Here is a 15,657-nt window from a genome sequence, read left to right as displayed (position 1 = left end):
AAACCCAAATTCCAAATATTTTAAATTCTATTTTGTTTTTCTATTTTATTTTCTAAAAACTATCTTTTTTCACTCATAATTATAGTAACCCCTTTAACATCACCTCCAATTGGCGGGTTTAGTTTTGTTACCTGAATTTTGATTTTTAATACAGGAAGTAATTCTTTTAAAACCCTATCAATAATTCTTTGTGCCACGTGTTCTAAAAGTTTGGCACGAATTGCCATTTCTTCTACTACAATTCGATTTAAATCTACATAATCTACTGTATCATTTAGTTCATCGGTTTGAGCAGATGGTTTTAAATTGGTTTTTATAGTTAAATCTACTCGATAATTACTTCCAATTTTTGCTTCTTCTTCCAAACAACCGTGATATGAAAAGGTTCGAATATTAGTTAATTTTATTTTTCCCATTAATTTTTTGTTTCAGGTTTCAAGTTCAAAGTTAGTTAGTTTTTTCAACTTTTTAAACAACTTTAAACCTTAAACTTGAAACATTTTCTATCTTTGTCAAAAGAAAGAAAATTATTATGTCTGCAGAAGAAAAATCTTTAAATTTTATAGAACAAATTATAGAAGACGATTTAAAAAACGGTTTATCATCTGATAAGTTACGTTTTCGTTTTCCCCCAGAACCTAACGGATATTTACATATTGGTCACGCAAGTGCTATTTGCCTTAATTTTGGTTTAGGTACAGATTATAAAGCACCTGTTAATTTGCGTTTTGATGATACAAATCCTTCAAAAGAAGAACAAGAGTTTGTGGACGCGATTAAAAAAGACGTCGAATGGCTCGGTTTTAAATGGGATAAAGAATGTTATGCATCGGATTATTTCCAACAATTATACGATTGGGCAGTAGAATTAATTAAAAAAGACAAGGCATATGTGGATAGTCAGTCTTCCGAAGATATGGCCATTCAAAAAGGAACACCAACTTCGCCAGGAACAGATTCTCCTTTTAGAACACGTTCTATAGAAGAAAATTTAGATTTATTTACACGTATGAAAAATGGTGATTTCGAAAAAGGAACTCACGTTTTGCGCGCTAAAATAAGTATGAAGGCCAATAATATGCTAATGCGCGACCCTATCATTTATCGTATTATGCACGCACATCATCATCGCACAGGAAACAATTGGTGTATTTATCCAATGTACGATTGGGCACACGGAGAAAGTGATTATTTAGAACAAATTTCACACTCATTCTGTACGTTAGAATTTTTACCACATAGAGAATTATACGATTGGTTTTTAAATCAAATTTATGACGAAAACAAAGTACGACCAAAACAAAGAGAATTTGCTCGTAGAAATTTATCGCACACCGTGGTTTCTAAACGTAAATTATTACAATTAGTTGAAGAAAAGCACGTTACGGCTTGGGATGATCCAAGAATGAGTACGATTTCTGGTATGAGAAGACGTGGAATAACCGCAACCGCTATTCGAAATTTTGCCAATACTATCGGAATTGCTAAACGTACGAATTTAATTGATGTATCGCTTTTAGATTTCTGTATTCGTGAAGATTTAAATAAAATTGCACCTCGTGTAATGGCGGTTTTAAATCCAATAAAACTGGTAATTACAAATTATCCAGATGGAAAAGAAGAATGGTTAACGGCAGAAAACAATCCAGAAGTAGAAGTAATGACATTTAGAGAAGTACCTTTTTCTAAAGAATTATATATTGAAAGAGAAGATTTCCAAGAAGAGGCACACAAAAAATTTTTCCGTTTAACTTTAGGAACTGAAGTGCGTTTAAAAAACGCCTATATCATTAAAGGCGAATCTGTTGTAAAAGACGCAGAAGGAAATATTACCGAAATCCATTGCACTTACGATGTAGATTCTAAATCGGGTAGCGGCACAGAAGCTAGTAATAGAAAAGTAAAAGGCGTAATTCATTGGGTTTCTATAGCACACGCTAAAGAAGCGGAAGTTAGATTATATGACCGTCTTTTTACACACGAAAACCCAGACGGAAATAAAGAGGTTGATTTTAAAGGATACATCAATCCAGAGTCTTTAAAAGTGATTACAGGCTATGTTGAACCAAGTTTACAAACCGCAAAAGAATTAGATCATTTTCAATTTCAACGGTTAGGTTATTTTTGTGTAGACAGAGATTCAACCGCTGAAAAAATAGTTTTCAATAAAACAGTTGGATTAAGAGATACTTGGGCAAAAGTTTCTGAACAGTAAAAAAAGTAGTAAGTTTCTTGTATTAAGAATTAAGACTTAAAACCTATAAGATGTTTTTTCTTGTAGGTTTTTTTTATTCCCTTTTTGTGCCTATTTCATAGTATTACAAAAAACTATTAAAACAATAATTAGTATAAGTTTAAACTTTAAAAAAAGGCTTTCATAAATAAATTTTAAATCAAAAACTTTTTTAGGTAAAGTGTTTTTACATTCCAATTACTAAAAATGTCTAAAATCGCTTTATTTAAATTTTAGCCATAAAAAAGACTATTTTTAATCCTGACAGGTTTCAAAAACCTGTCAGGATTCTATTTTTAACAATTAGACACAAAAAAAACCAACAATTGTAAAATTGTTGGTTTCGTTTTGTCAATCAGAACTTTTCAGATTCTAACATTTTTATGCTTCGCTAGTATCGCTTGGATTATAATCTGCTGAAGTATGATCAGTTTTTTTCTTTGCTCGTTTTGGCTGATTTTTCATCGTTTCACCAATTTGGTTACTGGCTGTAAAACTTGCTACCATATTATTTAACATATCGCTTCCAGCTTGTGGTGAGTTTGGTAATAAAATTAAATTACTATTTGTATCGGCACCAATTGCTTGTAAGGTATCATAATGTTGTGTAACCACAATTAATGCCGAAGCTTCTTGCGAATTAATTCCAACATTATTTAATACTTCTACACTTTCTACTAAACCTCTTGCAATTTCTCTTCGTTGGTCTGCGATACCTTGTCCTTGTAGTTTTTTACTTTCTGCTTCTGCTTTCGCTTTTGCTACAATTCTAATACGTTGTGCTTCCGATTCAAATTCTGCAGCTGTTTTTTCTCTATCGGCAGCATTAATTCTGTTCATCGCATTTTTAACTTGAATATCTGGATCGATATCGGTTACTAACGTATTAATAATATCGTATCCGTAAGTGGTCATAGATTCGTTCAATTCACGTTTTACAGCAATAGCGATGTCGTCTTTTCTTAAAAATACATCATCTAAAATTAATTTTGGGACTTCAGCACGAACCACATCAAATACATAAGCCGTAATTTGATCGTGTGGATATTCTAATTTGTAAAACGCTTCGTATACTTTACTTTGAATTACGTTAAACTGAACCGAAACTTTCATTTTAATAAAAACGTTGTCTTTTGTTTTCGTTTCAATAATAACGTCTAATTGTTGAATTCTAAGATTTACTCTTCCGGCAATTCTATCAATTACAGGAATTTTTAATTGTAAACCAGAATTTCTAATGCTTGTAAATTTTCCAAATCGCTCTATTACAACAGCGGTTTGTTGCTTTACAGTAAAAAAGGAACTTAGTAAGATAAATAATCCTAAAACAAGGGCGAAAATGATAATTGGAGACATAAGTGATAATTTAAAGTTATACTAATTATACGTTGCTTTTGTGTAAAAGTTACAAGAAGTACAAATTATCACTTATATCTTAATTTTGGTGTTTATAAAGTTGCAATTGCTTTTTCAATTCTATTTGATGTTTCTGCTTTTCCAATTAACTCAATAATATCAAATAAATGCGGACCTTTTAATGCGCCAACTAAACTTAATCGTAGCGGTTGCATTACTTTTCCCATACCAATTTCGTTTGTTGTCATCCAGTCTTTTAAAAGAGTTTCAATATTGGTTGATGTAAAATCTTCTATATTTTGTAATTGTTCAACAACTTGTTTCATTAATTCTGGTGTTTCTTCTTTCCAGTTTTTAGCTGCTTTTTCATCGTAAGACGTTGGCGCAACAAAGAAATAATCGGCTAAATCCCAAAACTCTGTTATAAAATTAGCGCGTTCTTTAATTGAAGCAACAATTCTTGTAATATCTAAAGAACTTGAAACTCCTTTTTCTTCTAAGATTACTTTAAATGCTTCGGCTAAACTTTCATCCGTTTGTTTTTGTAAGTATTGATGATTGAACCATTTGTTTTTTTCTGGATCAAATTTTGCACCTGATTTATGAATTCGTTTTAAATCGAACTTTTCAATAAGTTCTGCCAAACTAAATATTTCTTGTTCCGTTCCGTCATTCCAACCCAATAAGGCTAAAAAGTTAATTACGGCTTCCGGAAAAAATCCAGCTTCTTTATACCCTTTTGTAATTGTTTGATTTGCAACATCTCTCCATTGTAAAGGAAATACAGGAAACCCTAATTTATCACCATCACGTTTGCTTAATTTTCCATTCCCGATAGGTTTTAAAATCAAAGGTAAATGTGCAAATTCCGGTGCTTCCCAACCAAATGCTCTGTAAAGCATTACGTGTAAAGGCATAGACGGCAACCATTCTTCACCTCTAATCACGTGTGAAGTTTCCATTAAATGATCATCTACAATATTCGCTAAATGGTAGGTTGGCATTCCGTCCGATTTAAATAAGACTTTATCGTCAAGTAAATTGGTATCAAAATGTACCTCACCGCGAATGATATCTTGTAAATGCAAGGTTTCGTTAACAGTTGTTTTAAATCGGATTACATAATGTTCTCCATTTGTAATTCGGGTTTTTACTATTTCATCTGAAAAATTCAATGAAGTATCTAATTTTTCTCTAACAGTATGATTGTATATAAATGTTTTTCCTTCAGTTTCTGCTTGTTTGCGCAATTCGTCCAGTTTTTCTGGAGTATCAAACGCATAATACGCCCAACCAGATTGAATTAACTCATCGGCATATTGCTTGTACATTTCTTTTCTATCCGATTGACGGTACGGTCCAAATTTTTCATTTTTTCCAATGGTTTCATCAGGAGAAATTCCTAACCATTCTAAAGCTTCAAAAATATAATCTTCAGCTTCAGCTACAAAACGAGTTTGGTCGGTATCTTCAATACGTATATAAAAAGTACCGCCGTGTTTTTTGGCAAATAAATAATTAAAAAGTGCAGTTCTTACACCGCCAATATGTAAAGGCCCTGTTGGACTTGGGGCAAATCGTACTCTTACCGGTTTATTCATCTTAATATATTTTTGGCAAAGATACTATTTTGAACACAGATTAAAGAAATTATATAAATTTTTAAAATTTTACTAATCTTTGTTTAACTACTTTTTTATCTTGTTATTGATTTTTAACATTGATATTGTTATTGATTTTTTTTGTAATTTTATCGGTTATAAACAAATTAGTAACAATCTTGGAAAAGAAAGCCATAATTTACGATAAACTGGAAGGCTTTATCAAAAAGTTTTACACGAATGAGTTGATAAAAGGAGTACTTCTTTTTATTACCATTGGCTTATTGTATTTTATTTTTACTTTTTTAATTGAATATTTTTTATGGTTTTCTACCCAAGGAAGAACTATTTTGTTTGGGTTGTTTTTGTTTGTAGAAGTATTTTTGTTAGCTAAATTTATTATTTTTCCGTTAACGAAATTATTTAAAATTCAAAAAGGGTTAAATTATACCGAAGCTTCAAAAATTATCGGAACTCATTTTGATGAAGTACAAGATAAATTACTTAATTTCTTACAATTAGCCAATACTACTGAACCTTCAGAATTGGTTTTGGCTTCTATAGAACAAAAAGCGAAGAACTTACAACCCGTTCCGTTTTCAAACGCTATTAACTTTAATTCCAACAAAAAATATTTACCATTTGCGCTTATTCCATTGTTGTTTATTTTGTTTTTCTATATTTCTGGAAATTCAGATGTGATTTCTAAAAGTTTTGCCAGAGTGATTCAATACGATACAAATTTTGAAAAACCAGCCGCGTTTAAGTTTGAAATTGTTTCTACTACTTTAAACGTGGAACAAAACAAATCGTTTAAGTTAATCGTTAAAATTGTTGGAAGTATCATTCCAGAAAATGCGTCAATTGTAATTAATAACGAAGCCTATTTTTTAGAAAACACTTCGCCGGGTAATTTTACTTATCAGTTTGAAAACGTACAGAAAGATATTAAATTTCATTTTCAATCTAACGAAATCACTTCTACCGATTATGTTTTAAACGTGGTGAACGTACCAACCATTTCATTATTTACGATGCAATTAAATTTTCCAAAATATTTAGGAAAAAAATCAGAAATTATTCAAGGCACAGGAAATGCAGTTATTCCTGAAGGCACAACGGTAAATTGGAAATTAAATACGTTTGCTACTACACAAGTAGCTTTTAAAGATCAATCTGCAATTAGTTTGTTTCAAAAAAACGCAGCGCAATTTTCATATGCAAAACGAATTACTAACGCTACCGATTATCAAATTTCAATTTCAAACAAGCAACTTAAAAACCACGAAAGCCTTCAGTATAAATTGACTATTTTAAAAGATCAGTTTCCAACCATTTCTGTAACCGAAACGCCTGACAGTTTAAAACTAAAACAAAAAGTAATTATTGGCCAAATAGCTGATGATTATGGAATGACAAGATTACAAGTGGTGTTTTATGATAAAAACAAACCTAACATTCTTTTCAAAAAAGGTTTGATTTTAAAAAACAAAGTGGTTGACCAATTTGTATATGCTTTTCCTGATGGAATTGCGTTACAACCCGGAATTAATTACGAATATTATTTCGAAGTGTTTGATAATGATGTAGTTAATGGTTTAAAATCATCTAAATCATCAGTTTTTTCTCATACGGAACTTACAAAAGAACAAAAAGAGCAAAAATCATTACAAGAACAGCAATCCAACATCAATAGTTTACAAAAAGCGTTAGATAATCAAGACAAACAATTTGAAGCATTAGACAAGCTTAAAAAGCTTGACAAACAAAAAGACAACTTGGATTATAAAGACCAAAAGAAAATTCAAGACTTTATTAATCGTCAAAAAGAGCAAGATGAAATGATGAAAGAATTTTCCGAAAAAATGAAGGAAAATCTGGAACAATTTAAGCCTGAGCAAAAAGACGAAATGAAACAAGAGCTTTTAAATCGCTTAGAAAAAAACGAGAAACAAGCTGCTAAAAATGATAAGCTATTAAAGGAACTTGAAGCGTTAACTAAAAAATTAGAAAAAGACGAATTGTTTGATAAAGCCGACAAATTAAAACACCAAACGAAAACACAGCAAAAATCGTTAGAACAATTGGTTGAGTTAACCAAAAGATATTATGTTGAACAAAAAGCAGAACAACTGGCTGATAAATTAGACAAATTAGCGAACAAACAAGATAAACTTTCAGATAAAGAAAGCCCAACGAAAGAGGAACAAGAAAACCTTTCAAAAGAGTTCGATGATTTAAAAAAAGAACTTGACGATTTAGAAAAAGAAAACAAAGAATTGAAATCGCCAATGGATATTCCAAATGATAAAGGCGACCAAAAAGACGTAGACGAAGAGCAACAAAAAGCGGAAGATAATTTAGAAAAGAAAGACCAAAAACAAGCCAAAAAGAATCAAAAAGCAGCGGCTCAAAAAATGAAAGAGATGAGCCAAAAAATGTCTGAATCGATGTCGGCTGGTGAAATGGAAGACAATGCTGAAGACGCTAAAGTAATGCGTCAAATTTTAGATAATTTATTGTCTTTTTCGTTTGATCAAGAAAAGGTAATGAAACAATTTAAGGCGGTTTCTAATTCCAAATCTAATGTAAGCGCTTTACTTAAAAATCAACAAGATTTAAAAACGCAATTCAAGCACGTTGATGACAGTTTGTTTACTTTGTCTTTGCGACAACCCAAACTTTCCGATTTGGTTTTAAAAGAAGTTGAAGAAATTCATTATAATTTAGATAAGTCCATTGAAAATTTAGTATCCACTACCCGATCTAAAGGTATTTCGCATCAGCAATTTACATTATCTTCTGCAAATAAATTAGCTGATTTTCTGAGTAATGTGCAAAGTGAAATGAGCATGAGTATGTCCTCTTCTGGTGGTAGCGGAAAGCCTAAACCCGGAAAAGGTAAAGGCGACCAGTTATCGGATATTATTTCTAAACAAAAAGGATTAGGCGAAAAAATGCAAGACGGAAAACCGAAACCCGGCGAGGGACAAAAACCAGGACAAGGCAAAAAAGGAAAGCAAGAAGGCGAAGGCGGCTCACAAGGTAACGATGGCAAAGACGGCGAAGGTGATGCGGGCAAATTATTAGAAATAATTAAAGAACAACAAGCGCTACGTGAATCGTTGCAAAACGAATTGGAAAAAAGCGGTATGGGCGGAAACGGACATAACGCTATAAAACAAATGAAGGAGTTGGAGAAGCAACTAATTAGTAAAGGACTTACGCAATACAATATTAATCGTGCGCTACAAATAAATCACGAATTATTAAAGTTAGAATCAGCGCTTAAACAACAAGGTCAAGACTCTAAAAGAGAATCAAATACAAATAAAAATGATCTTTTAGGGAGCAATGCGCCGCTACCTCCTGCGTTATTAAATTATTTAAAAAGTGTTGAAATATTAAACAGACAAAGCCTACCTTTGCAACCCAATTTTAACACCAAAGTGCAACAATATTTTAAAAACAATGATTAGTTTTAATTACGAATCTGATTTTATTTTAGAACAAGAACCTGTCTATTCTTCTTGGATTGAAAACATAATATTGTCTGAAAACAAAACGTTAGGTGAAATTTCTTATATTTTTTGTGACGATGCGTATCTGCACAATATCAATATGCAATACTTAAACCACGACACACTTACGGATATTATTAGTTTTGATTACACAGAAGGCGATATAATTAGTGGTGATATTTTTATTTCTATCGAAAGAGTTAAAGACAATGCTATTGATTTTAATGTCTCTTTCGAAGAAGAATTAAAACGAGTTTTAGCTCACGGTATTTTGCATTATTGCGGATACAAAGACAAAACAGATACAAACGTTGCTTTAATGCGCGCTAAAGAAGAAGAAAAAATAAAATTGTTCCACGTGGAACTTTAATATAGTAATCAGGTTTTTTTGTTCAACGTGGAACAAAAAAACATAAAGAAAAACCACGTGTTTCACGTGGAACAAAAGATATGTTTCAAGAAAAATACGATGTAATTGTTGTAGGAGCCGGACACGCAGGATGCGAGGCCGCTGCTGCTGCTGCCAATATGGGTTGTAGTACTTTATTGGTTACTATGAATTTGCAAAACATTGCTCAAATGTCTTGCAATCCAGCCATGGGAGGAATTGCAAAAGGTCAAATTGTTCGTGAAATTGATGCTTTAGGCGGTTATTCAGGGATTGTTTCTGATGTAACAGCCATTCAGTTTAAAATGCTAAATCTCTCAAAAGGCCCTGCTATGTGGTCGCCTCGTTGTCAATCCGACAGAATGCGTTTTGCTGAAGAATGGAGAATGATGCTAGAAGGAACTCCGAATTTAGATTTTTATCAAGAAATGGCTTCGGGTATTATAACCGAAGGAAATCATATTGTAGGCATTAAAACATCTTTAGGATTAGAGATTAAAGCTAAAACAGTAGTGCTTACAAACGGCACCTTTTTGAACGGTTTAATTCATATCGGAGACAAACAATTTGGAGGAGGACGTGCAGGCGAAAGCGCTTCTTTTGGTATTACTGAAGATTTATTAAAATTAGGTTTCGAATCAGGAAGAATGAAAACAGGTACGCCGCCTCGTGTAGATGGTCGTTCTTTAGATTATTCTAAAATGATTGAACAACCAGGTGATATAAACCCTTCAAAATTTTCGTATTCCGATGTTACAAAACCATTAACAGAACAACGTTCTTGTTTTATGACTTACACTTCTGAGGTGGTTCACGATTTATTACGAGAAGGTTTTGATAGAAGCCCAATGTTTAACGGCAGAATTAAATCTATCGGACCAAGATATTGCCCTTCTATTGAAGATAAAATTAATCGTTTTGCGGATAAAGATCGTCATCAATTGTTTATTGAACCTGAAGGATGGAAAACGTGTGAAGTCTATGTAAACGGTTTCTCAACCTCGCTTCCAGAAGATGTGCAATTTAAAGCCTTACGTTCTGTGGTTGGGTTTGAAAACGTGAAGTTTTTCCGACCAGGATATGCTATTGAGTACGATTACTTCCCTCCTACGCAACTAAAACACACTTTAGAGACAAAACTAATTAATGGATTGTATTTTGCTGGACAGATTAACGGCACAACCGGATACGAAGAAGCAGCATCACAAGGATTAATGGCGGGTATTAACGCAGCATTACAAGTTCAAGAAAAAGAACCTTTAATATTAAAACGAGATGAAGCATATATAGGTGTTTTAATTGATGATTTAATTACTAAAGGAACAGATGAGCCTTACAGAATGTTTACTTCTCGTGCTGAATATAGAACGTTATTAAGACAAGACAATGCCGATTTACGTTTAACGCCGAAAGGATATGGTATTGGTTTAGCGAAAGAAGATCGTTTGAAACGAATGGAATATAAATTAGACGCTTCTGATAAATTTGTTACTTTCTTTAAAGAAACAAGCATTAAAGCAGAAGTAGCCAATCCTATTTTAGAAGCAAAAGGATCAAGTTTGATGACACAAGGCGACAAAATGTTTAAAGTGTTTTCTCGACCTCAAATCGATTTAGACGATATTTTAAAGTTTAAAGCGGTTACCGATTATATTACAGAGCATAGTTTAGATCAAGAAGTGATTGAACAAGCCGAAATTCAAGTAAAATATTCTGGTTATATCGAAAAAGAGAAAAATCACGCGGATAAAGTGAATCGTCTTGAAGATGTTCGCATTCCAGACAACTATGATTTCGATAAAATTAAAGCGATTTCTATTGAAGCGCGTCAAAAATTAACAAAAATACGACCAACAACTATAGCACAAGCTTCACGTATTAGCGGCGTTTCACCAAGTGATATTTCGGTATTACTAATTCATATGGGAAGATAAATGTATTTACGATTTGAGATTTTTGATTTACGATTTAGACGTTTCGTAAATCAAAAATCAAAAATCGTAATTTTCAGGTTCCACGTGAAACAACGTTGTTAAAGCCAATAAATTAAGAGAAAATGAATTTTTTAGAAGAAAACCAATTTATAATTATCAAAGACCATTCGGTTTCAAAAGAAACCTTTTCCTTGTTATACAACAAAGAATACGATATTTTAAAAACACATCCTACTCCGTCGTTAGGGGTTTTACCTAAGTATTACGAAAGCGAAGATTATATTTCGCACACAGATGGTAAAAGAACACTGTTTGAAAAAAAATATCATTTAGTAAAACGAAATGCTATTAAAGGCAAAGTTTCATTACTTAATAAAGAACAAAACAGTAAAGGCAAGTTGTTAGATATTGGATGCGGAACGGGCGATTTTTTAGTAGAAGCTAAAAACCAAGGTTGGACTATTTTGGGTTTTGAACCAAATTCTGACGCGAAACAATTGGCTGCTAATAAGGGCGTTTCGTTTACGGAAGATATTTTTGCTTTACCAGAAAACACCTTTGATGCGGTAACTATGTGGCACGTTTTAGAACACGTACCAAATTTATCAGAATATATTGCCAATTTAAAGCGCATTGTTAAGCCAGACGGAACCATTATTATAGCGGTACCAAATTACAAATCGTACGATGCAAAATATTACAATCGTTTTTGGGCAGCGTATGATGTGCCTCGTCATTTATGGCATTTTTCAAAAACCAGTATAAAAAGATTATTTTCGGATGTGGATATGGAATTGAAAAAAGTGAAACCAATGTGGTTTGATAGTTTTTATGTTTCCCTATTATCTGAAAAATACAAAAACGGTAAAATGAGTTTTGTAAAAGGATTTTTAATCGGATTTATTTCAAATGTGTCAGGTTTGTTCAAAAATGAGTTTTCATCGCACATTTACATCATAAAAAACAAAGAAAACGCCAAATAAAGCGATTTTAGCGTTGGTTTCTATTAAAAACATCTAAACATATTGCTAAAAAAAGATGTTTTATGAAAGCAGGGTTTAAATAATCGGATTTTAATAGTAAATATTTATCGTAATTTTAAAAAGATATAAGATTTTGCTATAGTTTCTATTTTATAATTTATTTCGAAAAAAGAATTAAAAATTAAAAGAAACCTATTATTTTTACCAAAATTAAAAAAAACGATTACAAATTAAATAATCATACTTTACAAAAATGAAAAAATTAGTAAGCATTGTTGCATTAAGTGTAGCATTAATTTCTTGTCAAGAAACAACAACTTCAAAATCAGAATTTAAAACAGGATATATTGACACCTCTATTTTATTAGAAAAATACGAAAAGTTTAAAGATGAAAACGAAAAATTTAAAGTTAAGTCTGAAGAAACGGGTCGCCCATTAGAAACTAAAGGCAGACAATTACAAGCTGAAAAAGATGCTTTTCAACGTAACGCACAAGCAAACGGACAAGCTTGGGCACAACAAAAATATGCCGAATTGCAACAAAGAGAACAACAAATTTTACAAGAAAGAGATCAAGTTTTAGCACAAATTCAAACAGAAGGCGGAAAGCTACAAGACACTTTAATTAAACAAGTTAAAAAATACATCAGAGATTTCGGTAAAAAAGAAAAATTCGATTATATTTTTACTACTTCAGAAGATGCTCCTTCTGTAATTTATGCAAAAGATTCGTATAACTTAACGGATAAGTTGCTGAAAGAGTTAAACGAACAATACAAAGCAACAAAAGAAAAAAAATAAAACATTAGCCTTGAGAAATCAGGGCTTTTTTTATATTTTAGTATTTCGAACTTGTTTCAGAATTTTTTTTCAATTAAATTTGTTATCAACGAACCACTTAATTATTTGCCATTAACATTATCCTAATTTATACGCCAAATGAAACACCTATCTAAAGCCGCTCAGTACACCTTACAATTTATCAACCAAACCAACAAATCTGTTTTTTTAACAGGTAAAGCAGGCACAGGAAAAACCACACTTCTTAAAGAAATTATTGCCACGTCACACAAAAACACGGTAGTAGTTGCCCCTACCGGAATTGCTGCACTTAATGCAGGTGGCGTTACCATTCATTCTATGTTTCAATTGCCGTTTGCGGCTTTTATTCCTGATTATAAAGTTATAAATTCCAATTCGTATCAATATAAATTTGAAACGAAAAGCACAATTAGTAAACACTTCCGAATGAACGGCACTAAAAAACAAGTGCTGGTAAATTTAGAATTGCTAATTATTGATGAAGTATCTATGCTTCGACCAGACGTGTTGGATGCGATTGATTTTATGCTTCAAAAAGTGCGTCGAATTGATGCTCCTTTTGGTGGCGTTCAAGTACTTTTTATTGGCGATTTATTGCAATTACAGCCCGTAATTAAGCAAGAAGAATGGTACGAATTAAAGAACTATTATCAAGGTATGTTCTTTTTTCATTCGCAAGTTATACAACAAAACCCACCGTTATATATTGAATTGGATAAAATTTATCGTCAAGACGACGAAGTATTCATTTCTATTTTAAACAACCTTAGAAATAATAAAATTACGAAGGAAAACATTGCTATTTTAAATCAATATGTAAATCCAAATTTTAATATCAAAAACCATAATGGCTTTATAATTGTTACCACGCACAATGCAAAAGCAGACGAAATTAATAAAGAGGCCTTAACAGAATTAAAAGTAAAAACGGTTTCTTACTTTCCCGAAATTGTAGAAGATTTTCCGGAAAAAATGTATCCTATTGAACCAAAAATGGATTTAAAAGTGGGCGCGCAAGTGATGTTTATTAAAAACGATACCTCTTTTGAAAAAAATTATTTTAACGGAAAAATAGGGAAAATTACCTCATTAGCTGAAAAAGAAATTTTAGTTCATTTTGAAGAAGAAAACAAAACCGTTGAAGTAGATTTATACACTTGGGAAAACATAAAATATACGGTAAATCCTGACACCAAAGAGATTGAAGAAACCGTCGTAGGAACATTTAGTCATTATCCTTTAAAATTGGCTTGGGCAATTACGGTTCATAAAAGTCAAGGCTTAACTTTTGATAACGCAGCATTAGATGTTTCACGAGTTTTTGCGCCTGGACAAGCCTACGTGGCTTTATCCCGACTTCGTTCGTTAAAAGGCTTAATTTTGCTTTCTCCTATACAGTTAAATGGCATTTCTTCAGATACCGAAGTATTAAATTACGCCAATAATAAGGCGGATGAAATCGTATTAGAAAAATCATTAGCATTAGAAACGAAGCATTTTTTACGATTAGAATTGTGTAAAAGTTTCGATTTCAGACAATTGGCTCAAGAATGGCGCAATCATTTATTTTCGTATAACGACGAAGTATCCAATTCAACCAATTCAACCAAATCGAAATATCGAATTTGGGCTCAACAAAACGAAAGCATCGTGGCGGCTTTATTGGATTCTTCTCAGAAATTTAGCAATCAAATCCAGAAAATTTGTTTCCAAGAAACTATCGACATTCCTTTTCTGGCAGAACGATGCGAGGCGGCGTATGATTATTATTTTAAAACATTAGATTATCAGGTAACCGATTTGCTTTTAAAAATTGCGGAAGTAAGCAACTTAAAAAAATCTAAAACGTTTCACGATGAACTTTTGGAATTAGAAGAAATTCAGGTAAAAACAGTTTTACAATTGAAAAAATCAATGCTATTGATTAAAAATTTAGTAAATGAAATTGATTTTAATAAAAGCACGATGTCTTCAGACGAAATGAAGTACTATAAAATTAATAAAATTGCTTCGTTATCAGAAAAATTCAAAGAAATTGATGGTTTTGTAGCCAAAGATTATTCGGAAACTTTTAGTAAGAAAACGAAAGCCAAAAAAGCCAAATCAACAGAACCTAAAAAATCTACAATCGAAATCACATTAGAGCTTTGGAAACAAAATTTGTCTTTGGAAGAAATTGCTACCAAAAGAAAACTAACCGTAAGTTCGATTTATTTACATTTTACGAAACTTATTGAAATGGAAGCATTAACCATTTCAGATATTATGTCAGATGAAAAAATCGCTGCCTTAGAAGAAGCGTTTAAGGGCTATAAGAATGAAGGCTTAGGCCTTTTAAAAGAAAAACACGGCAATCAATTTTCTTGGGAAGAATTGCGTTTGTTTAAAGTAAGTTTGTAATAAAAAAACTCGGATTAATCTGAGTTTTTTATAACGTAATTCCAAAATCGTAAATCGTAATTTTCTTACAGCCAATACACACCCAACAATGCTGGAATTAAATAAATCACAATCGTTCTGGCTCCATCGTAATCTTTCGCTACACGTTGTCCGAAAAGCAACAGCAATAACGTTACACAAGAAACCATACAAGCATAATCGCCCATAACAGTTCGGCCACTCGTAATGTTTTCAGCAATTCCCACAATAGACAATACTCCGGCTACAATTTCTAAAGCTAAAATAGTAAGTAATGCCGCTGGAACTTGGTTTTTAAGAAAAGTTTGAGAAAAATGACCTTTTAACCAACTTACATTTCCGTTCCAATCGGCAATTTTATCGTATCCTGATTGTAAAAAAGTAATCGCTAAAAAAGCTA

The 15,657-nt window shown here is 32.1% G+C and carries 11 protein-coding genes; 7 read left to right on the top strand and 4 right to left on the bottom strand.

All coding sequences use genetic code 11. From position 1 onward, the window contains the following. Window positions 1-59: 59 nt before the first annotated feature. Window positions 60-416, bottom strand: coding sequence for a dihydroneopterin aldolase (gene folB / locus ABWP78_RS05630; RefSeq protein WP_353169804.1), 357 nt, complete (start codon window positions 414-416; stop codon window positions 60-62). 116 nt (window positions 417-532) lie between these two features. Here folB and ABWP78_RS05625 point away from each other — a divergent pair, with 116 nt between their 5' ends. Further along, on the top strand, window positions 533-2,215 hold the full coding sequence (locus ABWP78_RS05625; protein ID WP_353169803.1) for a glutamine--tRNA ligase/YqeY domain fusion protein: 1,683 nt from the start codon (window positions 533-535) through the stop codon (window positions 2,213-2,215). A gap of 399 nt (window positions 2,216-2,614) precedes the next feature. Here ABWP78_RS05625 and ABWP78_RS05620 read toward each other — a convergent pair whose 3' ends face one another. Continuing rightward, complete coding sequence (locus ABWP78_RS05620) at window positions 2,615-3,589, bottom strand: SPFH domain-containing protein (RefSeq protein WP_353169802.1); 975 nt, start codon at window positions 3,587-3,589, stop codon at window positions 2,615-2,617. Window positions 3,590-3,681: 92 nt separating this feature from the next. Next, window positions 3,682-5,190 (bottom strand): glutamate--tRNA ligase, encoded by a 1,509-nt coding sequence (gene gltX, locus ABWP78_RS05615; RefSeq protein WP_353169801.1) that lies wholly within the window; start codon window positions 5,188-5,190, stop codon window positions 3,682-3,684. 179 nt (window positions 5,191-5,369) lie between these two features. On the opposite strand from gltX, the gene ABWP78_RS05610 reads away from it, so the two are divergent. The 6 genes from ABWP78_RS05610 (at window position 5,370) to ABWP78_RS05585 (ending at window position 15,239) form a co-directional block, all read left to right on the top strand. Then, window positions 5,370-8,669: a coiled-coil domain-containing protein gene (locus ABWP78_RS05610; protein WP_353169800.1), complete on the top strand. Its 3,300-nt coding sequence runs from the start codon at window positions 5,370-5,372 to the stop codon at window positions 8,667-8,669. Further along, the gene (gene ybeY, locus ABWP78_RS05605; RefSeq protein ID WP_353169799.1) at window positions 8,662-9,081 is read left to right on the top strand and encodes an rRNA maturation RNase YbeY; all 420 of its coding nucleotides are present in this window, start codon (window positions 8,662-8,664) and stop codon (window positions 9,079-9,081) included. Before ABWP78_RS05610 ends, ybeY begins: the two co-directional genes overlap by 8 nt. 80 nt (window positions 9,082-9,161) lie before the next feature. Next, a complete protein-coding gene (gene mnmG / locus ABWP78_RS05600; protein WP_353169798.1) occupies window positions 9,162-11,033 on the top strand; it encodes a tRNA uridine-5-carboxymethylaminomethyl(34) synthesis enzyme MnmG in 1,872 nt (623 codons plus the stop codon). A 122-nt stretch (window positions 11,034-11,155) separates the two neighbouring features. Continuing rightward, window positions 11,156-12,016: a class I SAM-dependent methyltransferase gene (locus ABWP78_RS05595; protein WP_353169797.1), complete on the top strand. Its 861-nt coding sequence runs from the start codon at window positions 11,156-11,158 to the stop codon at window positions 12,014-12,016. 253 nt (window positions 12,017-12,269) lie between these two features. Beyond that, the gene (locus ABWP78_RS05590) at window positions 12,270-12,818 is read left to right on the top strand and encodes an OmpH/Skp family outer membrane protein (protein ID WP_353169796.1); all 549 of its coding nucleotides are present in this window, start codon (window positions 12,270-12,272) and stop codon (window positions 12,816-12,818) included. A gap of 138 nt (window positions 12,819-12,956) precedes the next feature. Further along, window positions 12,957-15,239, top strand: a complete 2,283-nt coding sequence (locus ABWP78_RS05585; protein WP_353169795.1) for a helix-turn-helix domain-containing protein — start codon at window positions 12,957-12,959, stop codon at window positions 15,237-15,239. A gap of 65 nt (window positions 15,240-15,304) precedes the next feature. On the opposite strand, the gene ABWP78_RS05580 is transcribed toward ABWP78_RS05585, so the two are convergent. Next, the coding region (locus tag ABWP78_RS05580; protein ID WP_353169794.1) for a DoxX family membrane protein at window positions 15,305-15,657 on the bottom strand (353 nt) is incomplete at its 5' end.

It is taken from the genome of Flavobacterium sp. (assembly GCF_040402955.1).
GTDB lineage: Bacteria > Bacteroidota > Bacteroidia > Flavobacteriales > Flavobacteriaceae > Flavobacterium.
This window is presented reverse-complemented; position numbering and strand designations above follow the sequence as displayed.

What these genes read in the sequence shown, in the direction of transcription:
- ABWP78_RS05590 (WP_353169796.1), top strand. Translation starts at nt 12,270, where the DNA reads ATGAAAAAATTAGTAAGCATTGTTGCATTAAGTGTAGCATTAATTTCT.
- ABWP78_RS05620 (WP_353169802.1), bottom strand. Translation starts at nt 3,589, where the DNA reads ATGTCTCCAATTATCATTTTCGCCCTTGTTTTAGGATTATTTATCTTA.
- ybeY (WP_353169799.1), top strand. Translation starts at nt 8,662, where the DNA reads ATGATTAGTTTTAATTACGAATCTGATTTTATTTTAGAACAAGAACCT.
- ABWP78_RS05595 (WP_353169797.1), top strand. Translation starts at nt 11,156, where the DNA reads ATGAATTTTTTAGAAGAAAACCAATTTATAATTATCAAAGACCATTCG.
- folB (WP_353169804.1), bottom strand. Translation starts at nt 416, where the DNA reads ATGGGAAAAATAAAATTAACTAATATTCGAACCTTTTCATATCACGGT.
- mnmG (WP_353169798.1), top strand. Translation starts at nt 9,162, where the DNA reads ATGTTTCAAGAAAAATACGATGTAATTGTTGTAGGAGCCGGACACGCA.
- ABWP78_RS05585 (WP_353169795.1), top strand. Translation starts at nt 12,957, where the DNA reads ATGAAACACCTATCTAAAGCCGCTCAGTACACCTTACAATTTATCAAC.
- ABWP78_RS05625 (WP_353169803.1), top strand. Translation starts at nt 533, where the DNA reads ATGTCTGCAGAAGAAAAATCTTTAAATTTTATAGAACAAATTATAGAA.
- gltX (WP_353169801.1), bottom strand. Translation starts at nt 5,190, where the DNA reads ATGAATAAACCGGTAAGAGTACGATTTGCCCCAAGTCCAACAGGGCCT.